At 68.1% G+C, this 15,820-nt stretch carries 14 protein-coding genes; 10 read left to right on the forward strand and 4 right to left on the reverse strand.

What is annotated here, in order from left to right; genetic code table 11:
• Positions 1-31 precede the first annotated feature (31 nt).
• Positions 32-454 carry a PPOX class F420-dependent oxidoreductase gene (locus G9Q41_RS07795; RefSeq protein ID WP_092521988.1) on the reverse strand — a complete coding sequence of 141 codons (423 nt, stop codon included), beginning with the start codon at positions 452-454 and terminating at the stop codon, positions 32-34.
• Between the two features lie 170 nt (positions 455-624).
• Between G9Q41_RS07795 and G9Q41_RS07800 the strand changes: the two genes are divergently transcribed.
• The 6 genes from G9Q41_RS07800 (at position 625) to G9Q41_RS07825 (ending at position 6,720) form a co-directional block, all read left to right on the forward strand.
• Positions 625-1,527, forward strand: coding sequence for a LysR family transcriptional regulator (locus tag G9Q41_RS07800; RefSeq protein WP_165632435.1), 903 nt, complete (start codon positions 625-627; stop codon positions 1,525-1,527).
• Between the two features lie 219 nt (positions 1,528-1,746).
• Positions 1,747-2,958 (forward strand): CoA transferase, encoded by a 1,212-nt coding sequence (locus G9Q41_RS07805; protein ID WP_165632236.1) that lies wholly within the window; start codon positions 1,747-1,749, stop codon positions 2,956-2,958.
• A gap of 4 nt (positions 2,959-2,962) precedes the next feature.
• The gene (locus G9Q41_RS07810; RefSeq protein WP_165632237.1) at positions 2,963-3,739 is read left to right on the forward strand and encodes a crotonase/enoyl-CoA hydratase family protein; all 777 of its coding nucleotides are present in this window, start codon (positions 2,963-2,965) and stop codon (positions 3,737-3,739) included.
• Between the two features lie 11 nt (positions 3,740-3,750).
• Positions 3,751-4,491 (forward strand): acetoacetate decarboxylase, encoded by a 741-nt coding sequence (locus tag G9Q41_RS07815; RefSeq protein WP_165632238.1) that lies wholly within the window; start codon positions 3,751-3,753, stop codon positions 4,489-4,491.
• An 18-nt stretch (positions 4,492-4,509) separates the two neighbouring features.
• The gene (locus G9Q41_RS07820; protein WP_165632239.1) at positions 4,510-5,487 is read left to right on the forward strand and encodes a 3-hydroxyacyl-CoA dehydrogenase NAD-binding domain-containing protein; all 978 of its coding nucleotides are present in this window, start codon (positions 4,510-4,512) and stop codon (positions 5,485-5,487) included.
• A gap of 48 nt (positions 5,488-5,535) precedes the next feature.
• On the forward strand, positions 5,536-6,720 hold the full coding sequence (locus G9Q41_RS07825) for an acyl-CoA dehydrogenase family protein (protein WP_092522000.1): 1,185 nt from the start codon (positions 5,536-5,538) through the stop codon (positions 6,718-6,720).
• 99 nt (positions 6,721-6,819) lie between these two features.
• Here G9Q41_RS07825 and uvrB read toward each other — a convergent pair whose 3' ends face one another.
• Positions 6,820-8,979, reverse strand: coding sequence for an excinuclease ABC subunit UvrB (gene uvrB / locus G9Q41_RS07830; RefSeq protein ID WP_165632240.1), 2,160 nt, complete (start codon positions 8,977-8,979; stop codon positions 6,820-6,822).
• 111 nt (positions 8,980-9,090) lie between these two features.
• Between uvrB and G9Q41_RS07835 the strand changes: the two genes are divergently transcribed.
• On the forward strand, positions 9,091-9,645 hold the full coding sequence (locus G9Q41_RS07835; protein WP_092522004.1) for a DUF402 domain-containing protein: 555 nt from the start codon (positions 9,091-9,093) through the stop codon (positions 9,643-9,645).
• Between the two features lie 235 nt (positions 9,646-9,880).
• The gene (locus tag G9Q41_RS07840) at positions 9,881-10,387 is read left to right on the forward strand and encodes a hypothetical protein (protein WP_092522006.1); all 507 of its coding nucleotides are present in this window, start codon (positions 9,881-9,883) and stop codon (positions 10,385-10,387) included.
• 4 nt (positions 10,388-10,391) lie between these two features.
• On the opposite strand, the gene coaE is transcribed toward G9Q41_RS07840, so the two are convergent.
• A complete protein-coding gene (gene coaE / locus G9Q41_RS07845; protein ID WP_165632241.1) occupies positions 10,392-11,588 on the reverse strand; it encodes a dephospho-CoA kinase in 1,197 nt (398 codons plus the stop codon).
• Between the two features lie 257 nt (positions 11,589-11,845).
• Positions 11,846-13,351: a 30S ribosomal protein S1 gene (gene rpsA / locus G9Q41_RS07850; protein ID WP_165632242.1), complete on the reverse strand. Its 1,506-nt coding sequence runs from the start codon at positions 13,349-13,351 to the stop codon at positions 11,846-11,848.
• Positions 13,352-13,921: 570 nt separating this feature from the next.
• Between rpsA and G9Q41_RS07855 the strand changes: the two genes are divergently transcribed.
• Both G9Q41_RS07855 and G9Q41_RS07860 read left to right on the forward strand, forming a co-directional pair.
• Complete coding sequence (locus tag G9Q41_RS07855; RefSeq protein ID WP_347567513.1) at positions 13,922-14,713, forward strand: class I SAM-dependent methyltransferase; 792 nt, start codon at positions 13,922-13,924, stop codon at positions 14,711-14,713.
• A gap of 112 nt (positions 14,714-14,825) precedes the next feature.
• On the forward strand, positions 14,826-15,791 hold the full coding sequence (locus G9Q41_RS07860) for a GNAT family N-acetyltransferase (RefSeq protein ID WP_165632244.1): 966 nt from the start codon (positions 14,826-14,828) through the stop codon (positions 15,789-15,791).
• The last annotated feature ends 29 nt before the right edge of the window (positions 15,792-15,820 follow it).

Raw genomic sequence — 15,820 nt, forward strand, 5'->3', positions numbered from 1 at the left:
GCCACTTCCCGGCGACTGCTCCGGGGAGCGCTCAGTGGTGAACGACGTCGGTGTTCTCCGCGGCTCCCCAGCCGTGCCAGCGGTCGACCGCGATCCGCGCGCTGATCCGGTGCCGATCGCGAACGTGATACCGGTCGCCGGTGTAGTGCCGGGCGAGTCGGTCGATGTCGGTGAGCTCCGGATCGTCCAGCAGTTCGACGACGTGTCCCTGCAGGCTGACGTGGGTGTACCAGTTGTCGGAGGCCAGCACCGTCAGGCTCACCCTGGGCTCGGCCCTCATGTAGTCCAGACGTTTCCGCCCCTGATCCATGTTGACCAGGATGTTTCCGTCCTCCCACAGGTACCAGGTCGCCACCGAGACCGGCTGCCCGTCCGAGCGCACCGTGGTTATCACGGAGGGGTTGGGCGCGGAGAGCAACTTGCTGACCTGTTCGGGAACCGGGGGCTTCGGCACGAGTGCACACCTTTCCGCTCGTTCGTCGCGAGTTCCTTCGCACCGGAAATCCTAAGTCGGATGAGCCGCTCCGTCCTGGCCAACGTCCCCGCGTGGGGCGTACCCGATCCGTTCGGCGGAGGGCGCGTACGCGGAAGGCACCGATGACTTCTCGAGTAGTCTCGATCGTGATGGAGATCTTCCACCTGCGCTACTTCGTGGCCGTCGCGGAGAACCTGAGCTTCTCGCGGGCCGCCCGCCAGCTCCACATGGCCACGTCCCCGCTGAGCCAGCGAATCCGCGATCTGGAGCGGGAGCTGGGCATGACGCTGTTCGAACGGGATTCGCACAACGTGGAGCTGACCGAGGCGGGGCGCCACCTGCTGCCCACCGCCAAGGACGTGGTGCACCGCTTCGACGACATCCCCTGGCGAATGCGCCAGGCGGTGGGCAGCTCCACGCCGACCGTCTTCATCGGTGTGGCCCCGGGGCTGCACTCCCGGGTTCGGGACAGGCTCATCCGCCTGGAGCGCCGGTGTGCGCAGGACTTCCGGATCAAGCGCTGGCCTGCGAACACCGACGAGCTGGTGCGCTCGGTCTCCCGCGGGGAACTGGCCATGGCGCTGGTCCACCTTCCCGTGCACGCGAGTTCCCTCGGGGTCCTGGAGGTGACGCGCGAACCGCTCGGCGCCGTGCTCCCGCGTGCCGAGTTCGGCGATCACACGAGCGTCTGCCTGGACGAGCTCACCGACTACTCCTATGTGGTTCCCGCCCCAGCCACGGCACCGATTTACTTCGAACAGCTGGAAAAGCGTCTGGACAACGCGGGAATCAAGAAAAAAATCCATCTCAGCACTGGGGACTATTCCGCCGTCAGCGAGTTGGTGGCGAACGGTTCGGCCTTCGCCATTTCCATGCTCGACCCGGAGAGCGGAATGCACAAGTACCGCACGGAAGAGCAGATAGTCCTTCCCTTCGAGGATTTCTCCCCAGCGCTCGCCACGGGACTCATCTGGCGGCTCGACCGGGCCGCGGAGGGCTGTGAACTGCACGAGCCCGTGAACAGGGCACAGGAGGAGCTGCCGGACCGGTAAGCCGGTCCGCGCCACCCCGCGCCCCACCTCGGCCGAAAAACGGGCAACTCGGCGAAAAAATCCGCGCAAAGCACGGCTACCACCCCAGAACGAAGGCGTGACCGCAGTGGTCACGCAGTTTTTCGCGAAACGATACAGCCGATCAGTTGAAGCGAACACAGTACGGCCGTACTGTCGTTAGTGAGGTTAATAAGTTTCAATGCTCGACAGGGAGACACCATGTCGAATACCACCGGTACGCGGTCCACCGAGGAGAAGCGGAACGCCACCGGGCCGCTGGCGGGAGTTCGAGTCATCGACATGTCCACGGTGGTGATGGGTCCGTACGCGGCCCAGATATTCGGAGATCTCGGGGCCGACGTGATCCGGATCGAATCCCCCCGGGACAGCGCACGCCTCGGCACCACGCACCGCACTCCCGGAATGACTCCGCTGCACCTCAACGTCAACCGCAACAAGCGCAGCGTGGAGCTCAATCTCAAGGACCCCGAGCAGCGGGAACGAGCTCTCGGATTGATCGACGGGGCCGACCTGCTGATCACCAACATGCGGGCTGGAGCCCTGCAGCGACTCGGCATGGACTACGAGAACCTCGCGCAGCGCAATCCCGCGCTGGTCTACGCGCACGCGCAGGGTTTCCGCCCCGACTCGGACCGAGCCGAGCTGGCCGCCTACGACGAAACCGTCCAGGCGGCCTCCGGAATGATCGACATGGCCCAACGAGCCGGTGACATCGGAACCCCCGCGGTCCTGCCCAGCATTCTCGCCGACAAGGTCACCGCGCTCACCATCGCCTACTCCACCATGGCCGCGCTGCTGCACCAGCGCGCCACGGGTGAGGGACAGCGCGTGGAGGTCCCGATGGCCGACACCCTGCTGTCGTTCAACATGATCGAGCACCTGCAGGGCAACGCCTTCGAACCACCGCTGGGCCCCACCGGATTCCCCAACTCGTTGAACGAGGGCCATCGGGCGCGGCCCACCAAGGACGGGCTGGTCATGATCATCCCGTACACCCCGCAGAACTTCCGCGACCTGTTCGCCGCCGCGGGGCGTCCCGACCTGGCGGAGGATCCCAGGATCAACGGGGAGTTCATCGACGTCCGCCGGGACGGCCAGGACCTGGCGGAGTTGATCGAGTCCGTCACCCCGGAGCTGACCTCGGAGGAGTGGATCGAGGTCGGCACCAAGCACAGCATTCCCGTCGGACCGGTCCTGCGCCTGGAGGAGGCCACCGAGGACCCCTACGTGCGCGAGGGGCACCTGCTGGACGTGGCGGAGCACCCGACGGAGGGCAGCTACCGGGTCGTGGGGATCCCGATGAACTTCTCCCGCACCCCCGCCTCCATCCGCAAGCACGCACCCCAGCCCGGCCAGGACACCGCCGAGGTGCTCGGCGAGTTCGACCGGTCGGACGAGACGCAGGAGTGAACGAATGAACGACATCGAGAACCAACCGGTGCGCACGGAGGTGCACGAGAACACGCTCGTGATCACCATCGACCGCCCGAAGGCCCGCAACGCCGTGAACGCCGCTGTCGCCGAAGGCATCGCCGAAGCCGTGCGACGCCTGGACGAGGACCCGCAACTGCGCGTCGGGGTGCTCACTGGAGCGGAACGGATGTTCAGCGCGGGCATGGACCTCAAGGCAGCGGCCAACGGGGAGTCCGCCTCGATCGAGGGCAAGGGGTTCGCCGGATTGACCGAGGCCGAGCCGGACAAACCACTCATCGCGGCGGTCGAGGGCTTCGCGCTGGGAGGCGGGTTCGAGCTCGCCCTCGCCTGCGACCTCGTCGTCGCCGGATCGAGCGCGAAGTTCGCGCTGCCCGAGGTGCAGCGCGGCCTGATCGCGGGTGGGGGCGGAGCGGTCCGCCTGCCCAACCGGGTTCCGTACCACCTGGCGATGGAACTGATACTCACCGGGGAAAAGCTCACGGCCGAACGCGCGGCCGAGCTCGGTGTGCTCAACAGGGTCACGGCGGACGGCGCGGCCGAGTCCACGGCTCTGGAACTGGCCGCAGGCATCTCGCGCAACGCCCCCCTCGCGGTCAAGGCGGCCAAGCGGGTCTCCCGGACGGCGGCGCGCGACTCGGAGCAGCAGGCCTTCACCGCCCAACGCGAGGAGATCCGCGCGCTGCTGGCGTCCGAGGACTTCGCCGAAGGTGCCCGCGCCTTCGCGGAACGCCGCTCACCGAAATGGTCCGCACGGTAAGGAGACCCGAGATGCGTTCGGAAGAAGTCCGTCAGGCGCTGACCACGCCGCTGACCAACCCGGCTTTCGCGGCCAGCGTCCCCAGGTTCACCGACCGCGAGTACCTGAACATCGTCTACCGCACCGACCGCGACGCGCTGCGGGCCGTCGTTCCGGAACCGCTGGTCGTCGAACAACCACTGGTCCGCTTCGAGATCATGCGCATGAACGAGGTGACCTCCTTCGGTCCCTACACCGAAGCGGGGCAGGCCATCCCGGTGCGTTTCGGTGACGAGCAGGGCGAGTACCTGCACGCCATGTACCTGGACAACTTCCCGGCCATCGCATCGGGACGCGAGCTGAGCGCCTATCCGAAAGTGCTGGCCACTCCCGAGCTGCACACCGAGCACGCTGCCCTGGTCGGAACGCTGGACTACGGTAGCCAGCGCGTGGCCACGGCCACCATGGGGTACAAGCACCAGCCGCTGGAGGCCGACCGCGCCCGGGAACAGATCACCGTCCCCACCTACATGCTCAACATCGTCTCCGGCGGCGACCGGACTCCGCGGGTGTGCGAGCTGGTGCGCACCGAGATCACCGACATAACGGTCAAACAGGCCTGGACGGCACCGGCTCGTCTCCAGCTCTTCGAGCACGCGCTGGCGCCGCTGGCCGATCTCCCGGTGCGCGGAATCGTCTCGGCCAGCCACATCCTCACGGACCTGACGCTTGGTCCGGCGCACCCGGTTCACGACTACCTGCACGAGCGGTGATCACGCGAAGAAGGCATCATGACGAAAGCAACGAATTCGGCGAACTCGCCCTCGGCGCGCTTCGAGCGGGCCGCGGTCATCGGGGCGGGAACCATCGGACTCGCCTGGGCGGCGCTCTTCGCCGCCAACGGCATGCACGTGCGGCTGTCCGATCCGCGCACCGACCTGCGGGAGTCCCTGGAAGCGGCCCTGCCTTCGCTGAGCGCGGCCCTGCCCGGAACCGAGGACTCCGACCCGCGCGAGCGGATCGAGTTGGGCGACGATCCCGAGTGGGCCGCCGAGCACGCCGACGTAGTCCAGGAGAACGGCCCTGAACGGGTGGAGCTCAAGCGGGAGCTGTTCCAGCGAATCGCGGACGCGGCCCCCGAGGACGCCGTGCTCGCCTCCTCGAGCTCTGGGCTGCTGCCCACCGACATCGCCGCGCGGCTGTCCGACGAGTCCGCCGCACGGATGCTGGTGGCTCATCCCTTCAACCCACCGCACGTGGTCCCGCTCGTGGAGATAGTCCCCGGGGAGCGCACCGCCGATTCCGTCGGAGCGGCTGCCTTCGGGTTCTACGAGCGCCTCGGCAAGACCCCGGTCCGGCTGCACCACGAGACCTCGGGGTTCGTGGCCAACCGGCTGCAGAGCGCCGTGCTGGCCGAGTCGTTCGACCTCGTGCTGCGCGGTGTGGTCGACGCCGAGCAGCTGGACACGATCGTGAAGAACTCCCTGGGCAACCGCTGGGCCACGGTGGGCCCCCTCGAAAGCTTCCATCTCGGAGGCGGTCCCGGGGGCATCCGGCACATGATCGAGCACCTCGGAAAGGGGATGGCCGAGCGGTGGAAGGACCTCGGCACCCCCGAGCTCAACGCCGGGAACATCGACACCCTGGCCGAGCAGACCGAACGGGCCTACGGCGAGGGAGCCGAGGCCTACCGCGCGCGCTCCGCACGGCGTGACCGCAGGCAACTCGCGATCACCGAAGCCCTGCGCGGGACCAACGAGGCGGACTGACCACCGGCGCGCACCGATCCGATTTCCACGAGAAGAAGGTTGAGCACAATGTCCAAGCACGTCAAGACCGACCCCGACTTCTTCGGCTTCGAGGAGCTGCTCACCGAGGGGGAGCGCTCCGAACTGGCCGAGATCCGCGAGATCGTTCAACGCGAGCTCAAACCGCTGGCCAACGACGCCTGGGACCGGGGAGAGTTCCCCTTCGAAGCGATCCGGACCTTCGCCAGGACGGGGATCGCGGGGTTCCAGTTCCCCGAGTACGGGGACGGGCGGACCCGCAGGCCGCTGTTCAACGGCTTCCTCAGCATAGAGCTGAACAAGGTCGACCCCTCGCTGGCCGTGGCCTCCGGCGTGCACACCGGCCTGGCCATGGGAAGCATCTACGGAGGTGGTGACCAGCATCAACGGGATCGCTGGATGCCGGACATGGTCGCCTGGAACAAGATCGGCGCCTTCGGCCTGACCGAGCCCGAGGGCGGCTCCGACGTGGCGGGAGGCATGCGCACCACCGCCCGCAGGGAGAACGACGAGTGGGTGCTCAACGGGGCGAAGCGCTGGATCGGCAACGGAACCTTCGCCGATCTGGTGGTCATCTGGGCCAGGGACGAGGCGGACGGCAACGTCAAGGGCTTCGTGGTCGAGAAGGACACCCCCGGGTTCCACACGAGCAAGATCGAGGGCAAGATCGCGCTGCGCTCGGTGCAGAACGCCGACATCTCGCTGAACGAGGTGCGCGTTCCGGAGGAGAACCGGCTCCAGAACATCGAGAACTTCAAGGACACCGCCAAGGTGCTGGCCAAAACCAGGGGCAACGTCGCCTGGCAGGCGCTCGGCGTGGCCATCCGCGCCTACGAGCTGGCCCGGGAGTACGCGGTGGAGCGCGAGCAGTTCGGCAAGCCCATCGGCGGTTTCCAGATGATCCAGGACCTTCTCGTGAAGATGCTGGGCAACATCACCGCCATGTTCGGCATGGTGACCAGGCTGGCCCAGAAGATGGCCGACGGGACCGCGGGGGCCGACCACGCCGCGCTCGCCAAGAGCTTCACCACCACCAAGATGCGCGAGTGCGTTTCCTGGGCACGTGAGTTGTTCGGCGGCAACGGCATCGTGCTCGACTACGAGGTGGCCAAGTTCTTCGCCGACGCGGAGGCCGTCTACTCCTTCGAGGGCAGCCGCGAGATGAACACGCTGATCGTGGGCAAGTCCATCACCGGCCACAGCGCCTTCGCCTGATCCCGCGGCGGCCGGGACCGGCCGGGACGAGCAGCCGCCCGCGCGGGAGCGGCGACCTTCCGCGCGGGCGGACTCACGTCGCGGTTCGGCGCGCGACGACTACTCCACCCCGGCCTCGTCCATGCCGCGCAGCTCCTTCTTGAGATCGTTGATCTCGTCCCGCAGCCGTGCGGCGAGCTCGAACTGCAGCTCCCGCGCCGCGTTCATCATCTGGTCGTTGAGCTGCTGCACCAGATCGGCCAGCTCGGCCCGCGGCATGGACTCGATGTCGCGGTCCTTGAGCACGCCCGAACTCACCGTGGAGCTCTCCCCGCTCGACTTCTTGCCCCGCGAGGCGTTGCGCGCGGAACCGCCCTCGGCAACGGTCTCCTCGGTGTCCTCGGACTCGGTGTAGACCCGGTCGAGGATGTCGGCCACCTGCTTGCGCAGCGGTTGCGGGTCGATGCCGCGTTCCTCGTTGTAGGCGATCTGCTTGGCCCGCCTGCGATTGGTCTCCTCGATCGCCCGCCGCATCGACTCGGTGACCCCGTCGGCGTACATGTGGACCTGGCCGGACACGTTGCGCGCGGCCCGGCCGATCGTCTGCACCAGGCTCGTCTCCGAACGCAGGAAACCCTCCTTGTCCGCGTCCAGGATCGACACCAGCGAGACCTCGGGCAGGTCCAGTCCCTCGCGCAGGAGGTTGATCCCGACCAGCACGTCGTACTCGCCGAGCCTGAGCTGGCGGAGCAGCTCGACCCTGCGCAGGGTGTCCACCTCCGAGTGCAGGTAGCGCACCCGGATGCCGAGCTCCAGCAGGTAGTCGGTCAGGTCCTCGGCCATCTTCTTGGTGAGCGTGGTGACCAGCACCCGCTCGTCCCTGCCCGCGCGTTCGCGGACCTCCGCGACGAGGTCGTCGATCTGCCCCTCGGTCGGTTTGACCACCACTTCCGGGTCGACCAAGCCGGTGGGACGGATGACCTGCTCGGTGAACTCACCCCCGGAGCGCTGCATCTCGTACGAGCCCGGCGTCGCCGAGAGATACACCGTCTGCCCGATCCGGTCCGCGAACTCCTCCCAGGTCAGCGGGCGGTTGTCCAAGGCGCTCGGCAGCCGGAAACCGTGCTCGACGAGAGTGCGCTTGCGCGAGGCGTCCCCCTCGAACATCCCGCCGACCTGCGGGACCGTGACGTGGGACTCGTCGATGACCAGCAGGAAGTCCTCCGGGAAGTAGTCGAGCAACGTGGCCGGAGCCGTACCGGGCTCACGCCCGTCGATGTGCCGCGAGTAGTTCTCGATGCCCGAGCAGAAGCCGACCTGGCGCATCATCTCGATGTCGTACTGGGTGCGCATCCGCAAGCGCTGCGCCTCGAGCAGCTTGTTCTGGCGTTCCAGCTTGCCGAGCTGCTCCTCCAGCTCGGCCTCGATGCCGCGTATCGCCTGCTCCATGCGCTCGGGCCCGGCGACGTAGTGCGTGGCCGGGAAGATCCGCAGGTCCTGCACCTCCCGGACGACGTCCCCGGTGAGCGGGTGCAGGTAGTAGAGGCGCTCTATCTCGTCGCCGAAGAACTCCACGCGGACGGCGAGCTCCTCGTAGGCGGGAATGACCTCCACCGTGTCCCCGCGCACCCGGAAGGTGCCGCGCTGGAAGGCCAGGTCGTTGCGCTGGTACTGCACGTCCACGAGGGCGCGCAGCAGGACGTCGCGGTCCGTCTCCCCGCCCACCGACAGCGCGATCGCGCGATCGAGGTAGGACTGCGGCGTCCCCAGGCCGTAGATGCACGACACCGAGGAGACCACCACGCAGTCCCTCCGGCTCAGCAGGTTCGAGGTCGCCGAGTGCCGCAGGCGCTCGACGTCCTCGTTCACCGAGGAGTCCTTCTCGATGTAGGTGTCGGTCTGGGGGACGTAGGCCTCGGGTTGGTAGTAGTCGTAGTAGCTGACGAAGTACTCGACGGCGTTCTCCGGGAAGAACCCGCGCAGCTCGTTGGCCATCTGAGCGGCGAGTGTCTTGTTCGGCTCCATCACCAGGGTGGGCCGTTGTACGCGTTCGATCAGCCAGGCCGTGGTCGCGGACTTGCCGGTACCCGTCGCGCCGAGCAGCACCACGTTCGTCTCACCGGAGTTGATCCGTTTTTCCAGGTCGTCGATCGCCTCGGGCTGGTCTCCCGCCGGCTCGTATTCGGTGACGACCCGGAAGGTTCCCTCCTTGCGCGGGATGTCACCGACCGGCCGGAACTCGGAGTGCGCCAGGACGGGGTTCTCAGTCGCGAATGCCACACCCCCAGCTTACGAGCTCGGAACGACACCGCTGCGCCGCCGCTTCCCGCGTCGTGGGCACGTTGCGGGAAAACGGCGACACGACTCACACGGTTCTCGTACAGTGTCGGCGTGACGTCACAACGGGAGATCGCCGAGAGCATGGGCCTTCCGGTCCATCCTCCGAAGGTGGAGGTCTTCGACCTGACCGCACGGACCAACACCGACTCCAAGGGACGGCTACGGGCGGTGGACGAGTACCGCCTGGAGTCGTTCGGGCTCTACATGGCGCGTGAGATCGTCGACCACCCGAAACTGACCTACGTCGAGTCCTGGCTGCTTCCCGAGCTGAACCTCCGGGTCAGCGATTTCCGCTGGCGCCCCGGACACGAGCGGGTGCAGGACTTCTACCTGGACGTCGTCTCCGTGGAGCGCGGGGCGCGGCAGTGGCGCACGGTCGACCTGTACCTGGACATCGTGGTTTCGACCACGGGTTTCGCCGAGGTCCTCGACACCGACGAGTTCGTCAGTGCGCTGCGCGCCGGTCTGCTGGACGAGCAGACCGCGCAGCGGGCGATGTCCACCACCCACGCGACCGTGGACGCCCTGGCCAGGAACGACTACGACCTCGCGGCCTGGTTGCGGACCTCCGGTATCGAGCTGGAGTGGCGCACTCCCGGTGCCTGATCGACAGCCCCGGGGATCCGCGCACCCGAGGAGGTGGCCCCGACGCAGGCGCCGGATGCTCAGCACTCGAGGCCCGAATTCGGGAACTCCTAGCAGAGATCACGCTGCGCGACAACCGACATACTGGCTAACTCACCGGTAAGGGTGTAACCATCACGCGAACAAGGTTCAAAGGTTACATAACAGATCCATTTTGTTGGTTATTTCACAGTTCTTTCGGGTTACTCTCGGCCCCGTGGGTTCGGTGATCACTCCTCAGCATGTCGAAATCGTCGACGTCCCCAGTGCGCAACGGCACCTGGGTTCCGGGGCCGTCCAGCAGCTGGACGACTGCCACCTCGAGCGATGGGGGTTGTGCCTGGAATGCAGCACGCCGGATGACCCGGTTCACGACAGCGAGATCACCTGGCTGCTGCCCGATCCCGGACTGCGGCTGACCCGTTACCGGCCGCGCAGTCGCCACGCCCTGCCCGAGGGAAGCCTGCTGACGGCGGCCCGCATCGACCGCGACGCGCGCTCCTGGATCGCGACCGATCTGTGCCTGGGGCTGGAAGTCCCGCAACAGGGCCAGCCGCGCATCGTCAACTCGGAGGAGTACGCCCGCGCGATAAACCGCGGTCAGCTGACACCGGAGGAGGCCGACCTGGCGCTGCGCACGGTGCACAGCGTCTTCGACGAGATCAGCCTGCACCGCGACATCGAGCAGTGGCTGGCCCACCGCGGGATGTTCGCCGGGCTGTAGAGCCTCACTCGTACGGGCTCCAGCCCGTGCGCTCCGCCCACCGCTCGGCGCGCGGCAGGACCTTTTCGAACCAGGCACGCTTGGCCTCCGCGTAACGCCGGGAGTCGACGTCCGAGGCGAACAGCTCCGCGCACCGGTGCTTGAGCGCCGCGTACTCCGCGCGGGCCTGCTCGTCCGCGCGCAGCCAGGCCGACAACAGCAGTGCCAGGCGCCAGTTGCTCCTGCCCTCCACCCGCAGGTGCAGGTCGACCCTCCTGCCCGGATCGGCGGAAACGTGCAGCCTGCGCCACCACTGCTCCACCGAGTCCCCGGTGCACGGTTCGTCCGCGTCGTGTCCGGACAACCGCGGGAAACCGGCGGCGGCGAGCCGCTCGTCCAGGACGTCGGCCTCGTCCGGCGCACGGACGGTCAGCTGCAGATCGAGCACGTCCTCGGAAGCCAGCCCCGGAACCGCGGTGGATCCGATGTGATCGACCCGGACACCGCCCCCGCCCGCGGCCTTGGCGATCCGCGCAGCCAGCCGTCGGGCCTGTGCGGGCCACTCCGGATCGGGCGCGACCGGCTCCGGAGGAGCGCTCCAGAGCTGCGGAACGCGGGACCGCACGTTGGCCTCGAAAGGCATCAGGCGCATCTCCCACAGCCGGTCCACCTCGGCGCGGAGTTCCCACTGCGCGGAATCGTTGTCCAGCCAGACGTCGGCGGCCGCCCGCCGCTGCTGCTCGTCGGCCTGCGCCTCGATGCGGGAGCGCGCGTCCTCCGCGGACAACCCCCGGTTCACGAGTCGCCGCACGCGCTGCTCCACCGGGGCGTCCACCACGATCACCAGGTGGTAATCGTCCTGATAGCCGTTCTCGACGAGCAGCGCGACGTCGTGGACCACGATCGCGTCCTCGGGCGCGGCGGCGATCAACTCGGCGGTGCGGGCGGCGACCCTGGGATGCACGATCCCGTTCAACACGCGCCGGGCCGCCTCGTCACCGAAGACCACCCGCGCCAGCGCGGAACGGTTCAGCGCCCCGTCCTCGTCGAGGACCTCCGCACCGAAGTGCTCCACGATCTCTGAAAGCCCCTCGGTTCCCGGTTCGACGACCTCCCGCGAAACGAGATCCGCGTCCACGACGACGGCACCGTGCTCGGCCAGCCTGTTCGCGACCGTCGACTTGCCCGAACCGATTCCTCCTGTGAGACCAACGCGCAACATCCGCCCCATCCTGTCAGTTCCACCGGGGCGGGCGGCGGGGCCGCTGCCCCACGGTTCGGTGATCCGTCCTCCAACCGCCCGCGAGTTCCAGCAGCGCGCCCCGGCACGGGAAGGAGGGTTCCCCGCCGCCCGCCGCCGCTTTCCGGGAACCGCCCGCAGAGCCCGGTCCGCGCCCACAAAAAGGGCGGCCCCGCACCACCCGGGTGCGGGGCCGCCCACGAACCGATCGATCAACCGGTCAACGACCGGGGGTTCGTTCACGCGCCGCCGGAGAGCTTCTCGCGGAGAGCGGCCAGCTGCGCGTCGCTGGCCATGGCGCTCGGCTCCGGCTCCTCCTCCTCAGCAGCGGGCTCCGTGGTGGAGGTGTAGTCGCCCTCCTGGGGCTCCTCCTCCCCTTCGCCCGCGGCCGCGGCAGCGGCGTCGGCCTCGGCGGCCTTGGCAACCTGGCGCATGTGGGCCTCGTAGCGCTCGAGGGCCTCGGCGTACTGCCGCTCCCACTCCTCGCGCTGGGCCTCGTAGCCTTCCTTCCACTCCTGGGTCTCCGGGTCGAAGCCCTCGGGGTAGATGTAGTTGCCCTCGTTGTCGTACTCGGCGGCCATGCCGTACTGGGTCGGGTCGAACTCCGAGTCCGGGGTGAAGCCCTCGTTGGCCTGCTTCAGCGACAGCGAGATGCGCCTGCGCTCCAGGTCGATGTCGATGACCTTGACCATGACCTCGTCACCGACCTGAGCGACCTGCTCCGGAATGTCCACGTGCCGCTCGGCCAGCTCGGAAATGTGCACCAGGCCCTCGATCCCCTCGTCGACGCGGACGAAGGCACCGAACGGAACGAGCTTGGTGACCCGACCGGGCACGATCTGGCCGATCGCGTGGGTCCGGGCGAACTGGCGCCAGGGGTCCTCCTGGGTCGCCTTCAGGGACAACGAGACCCGCTCGCGGTCCATGTCCACGTCGAGCACCTCGACGGTGACTTCCTGGCCGACCTCGACGACCTCGCTCGGATGGTCGATGTGCTTCCAGGAAAGCTCCGAGACGTGCACCAGACCGTCGACCCCACCCAGATCGACGAACGCACCGAAGTTGACGATGGAGGAAACGACGCCCTTGCGGACCTGCCCCTTCTGCAGCTGGTTGAGGAACTCGCTGCGGACGGCGGACTGGGTCTGCTCCAGCCAGGCCCGGCGGGACAGAACGACGTTGTTGCGGTTCTTGTCCAGCTCGATGATCTTGGCCTCGAGCTCGCGCCCGACGTAGGGCTGCAGGTCGCGAACACGCCGCATCTCAACCAGCGAAGCGGGCAGGAAGCCGCGCAGGCCGATGTCGAGGATGAGGCCGCCCTTGACGACCTCGATGACGGAGCCGCGCACGGGCTCGTCCTTCTCCTTGAGGTCCTCGATCGTCCCCCAGGCGCGTTCGTACTGCGCACGCTTCTTGGACAGGATGAGGCGGCCTTCCTTGTCCTCCTTCTGCAGGACAAGGGCTTCGACAAAGTCGCCGACGGCCACGACCTCGGCGGGATCGACATCGTGCTTGATGGACAGTTCCCTGGACGGGATAACGCCCTCGGTCTTGTAGCCGATGTCGAGCAGGACCTCGTCCTTGTCGACCTTGACGATAGTGCCCTCGACGATGTCGCCATCGTTGAAGTACTTGATGGTCTGGTCGACGGCGGCGAGGAAGTCCTCCTCCGTCCCGACGTCGTTCACTGCGACCTGCGGCTTGGTGGCGGCTGCAGTCGGGACGGTGGTGGTGTCGGTGGACATCAGGTGGGTTGCTCCGGTACGGATAGGTAGGTTGTCGGGTCTAAGGTTCTCATGCACCCGGAGTGGTCCCGCACGGGACCCGCCCGTCACGACGCCGGAAGTCCGAGCGGCGTTCGGGGCCCTTGTCCCCGGCCGCTTTCCAGCCACCCGGGAGCCGCAACTCCCGGCGGGAAGCGGCACGGCCGGTGGCTTCCCGCGCGGTATTTTCCGGAGAATGACCACCCCGGGAACCAGCCCCGGTGGGTGGACGGACCACGCGAAAACGGTGACCCCGGCACCGTGTTCGAACACGGGGCCCTGGCGGAGACATACTCCTGGTGCGAGCGATAGCGTACCCGCCCCGGCGATCGCGGAGCAAATCGCCCCACCGATTCCGCGGTCCCCCCGCCGGACACCCACGAGAACACCACCCAGGACTCCACGGAGGCAACAGTGACCGACCGCGTCACCACCGGATCCGACCAGGACGACGGGCGGAGGGCCGCGGCCTCCGCCGTCGTTCCCGAAGCGGGGCAGCAGGCTTCCGGCGGAGATCCGGAGCACACCACGGCCGAGCGCGTCCTCGGCACCATCGGAACGGCGAACCGGGCCGCGGGATCCGCCGAGTCCCGCTCGGCCAGCAAGCTGTGGTGGGACGCCGACGCCGATGACTACCAGGCCGAGCACGGCCCGTTCCTCGGGGACGAGGAATTCCTGTGGTGCCCGGAGCGCCTGCGCGAGCGCGAGGCGAAACTGCTGGGCGAGGTCGCGGGAAAGCACGTCCTCGAGGTCGGCTGCGGGGCGGCCGCCTGCTCCCGCTGGCTGGCCGCCCGGGGAGCCCACCCAGTGGGATTGGACATCTCCGAGGGCATGTTGCGCCACGCCGCGGCAGGCAACGAACGCTCCGGGCGGAGCGTTCCGCTGGTGCAGGGCAGCGCGGACATGCTTCCGTTCGCGGCCGAGTCCTTCGACACCGTCTGCTCCGCTTTCGGAGGCGTGCCCTTCGTCGCCGACTCGGGGCAGGTGATGCGCGAGGTCTCCCGAGTGCTGCGCCCGGGCGGGCTCTGGGTGTTCGCGGTCACCCACCCCATTCGCTGGGCGTTCCCGGACGATCCGGGCCCGGACGGCCTGACGGCCGTGCAGTCCTACTTCGATCGCAGTCCGTACGTCGAGATCAACGCCACCGGCAGGGCCACCTACGTCGAGCACCATCGCACGCTCGGCGACTACGTGAGCCAGATAACCTCGGCGGGCTTCCGACTGCTGGACCTGATCGAGCCGGAGTGGCCGGAGGACCACACCGAGGTGTGGGGCCAGTGGAGTCCGTTGCGCGGCAGGACGCTTCCGGGCACCGTGATCTTCCGCTGCCTGCTTCCCGAGTAACCGGACAACAGCGGTACGCGACCGGCAACGACGGGGCGGGCGAACCAGCAGCACCGCGACCACCGCTCGCGTCCGCGCGAGCCGATACGAGCGAAAAGGCACCGGAAGCGCCGTGAACAACGCACAGGAATTGCTCAAGGCCCAGCAGCGGCGGTTCCGGCGGCTGGATCCCGCCCTGCCCGCGGTCTACCCCCTGCCGCGCCACGGCGAACCGGTCCTGGCTCATCTGGACGCCGGGCGGACGGTGGCGGGGGTTTCCGCCCACGCGCATCAGCCTCCCGGAACCCTGCCGAGTCTGTGGTCCACGGCTGACACCTACGAACTCTTCCCCCTGCTCGGCGAGCACCCGCGTGCGGGCATGGACGTGCTGCTGCGCGCCTTCCGGGAGCAGCTCGCCACCCGCGCTGTTCCCGAGCGGGACTCCGCCTGCCTGGTCACCTGGCCCAGCCGGGACGTCTCGGCCACCCGGGCCCTGCTCGACCACGGTTTCACCCCGCTGACCTGCCTCGCGGTGCGGACACCGACTCCGGAAGTAGATACGAAACTGTCTGGTACCGTAAAGATGCGTCGGGCCGGACCGCCCGATTCGGACCGGGTCGTCGAACTGGCCATGGCCGAGCTCGAGTACGCCGCGCTGGTCGGGGGCTCCGTCCTTCGCCCCGACGCGGCCGGACTCAAGCGCAGTGCCGTCGAAGTCCGGTTGCGCACGCGGAGCACCCCCGGAAGCGCCGAGGCTCCGGGCGGCGATCCGGTCTGGCTGGCCGAGCGGAACGAGATTCCGGTCGGACTCGCCGAATGCGGCTGGGTCGACGCGAACAACCACCACAGTGGACACCGGATCGGCAGCGGACTCTGGGGCTACGTCAACTGCCTCTCCGTCCGCGAGGAGCACCGGGGCACCGGCATCGGTCGCGACCTGATGACGATGGCCCACAACGACTTCGCGGCGGCGGGAGCCGTGGGCAGCTTCCTGTACTACAACCCGGCCAACCCGGTGTCCCCGGTTTTCTGGCACCGCCAGGGCTACCGGCCGCTGTGGACGATATGGGAGATCAGACCGGCTACCGCACTGCGCTGACACCTCGGACGGCGGAGCCGGTCGCGACG

The organism is Actinopolyspora sp. BKK2 (assembly GCF_011291845.1).
Classification (GTDB): Bacteria; Actinomycetota; Actinomycetes; order Mycobacteriales; family Pseudonocardiaceae; genus Actinopolyspora; species Actinopolyspora saharensis.

What these genes read in the sequence shown, in the direction of transcription:
- G9Q41_RS07800 (WP_165632435.1), top strand. Translation starts at nt 625, where the DNA reads ATGGAGATCTTCCACCTGCGCTACTTCGTGGCCGTCGCGGAGAACCTG.
- G9Q41_RS07805 (WP_165632236.1), top strand. Translation starts at nt 1,747, where the DNA reads ATGTCGAATACCACCGGTACGCGGTCCACCGAGGAGAAGCGGAACGCC.
- G9Q41_RS07810 (WP_165632237.1), top strand. Translation starts at nt 2,963, where the DNA reads ATGAACGACATCGAGAACCAACCGGTGCGCACGGAGGTGCACGAGAAC.
- G9Q41_RS07815 (WP_165632238.1), top strand. Translation starts at nt 3,751, where the DNA reads ATGCGTTCGGAAGAAGTCCGTCAGGCGCTGACCACGCCGCTGACCAAC.
- G9Q41_RS07820 (WP_165632239.1), top strand. Translation starts at nt 4,510, where the DNA reads ATGACGAAAGCAACGAATTCGGCGAACTCGCCCTCGGCGCGCTTCGAG.
- G9Q41_RS07825 (WP_092522000.1), top strand. Translation starts at nt 5,536, where the DNA reads ATGTCCAAGCACGTCAAGACCGACCCCGACTTCTTCGGCTTCGAGGAG.
- coaE (WP_165632241.1), bottom strand. Translation starts at nt 11,588, where the DNA reads ATGTTGCGCGTTGGTCTCACAGGAGGAATCGGTTCGGGCAAGTCGACG.
- rpsA (WP_165632242.1), bottom strand. Translation starts at nt 13,351, where the DNA reads ATGTCCACCGACACCACCACCGTCCCGACTGCAGCCGCCACCAAGCCG.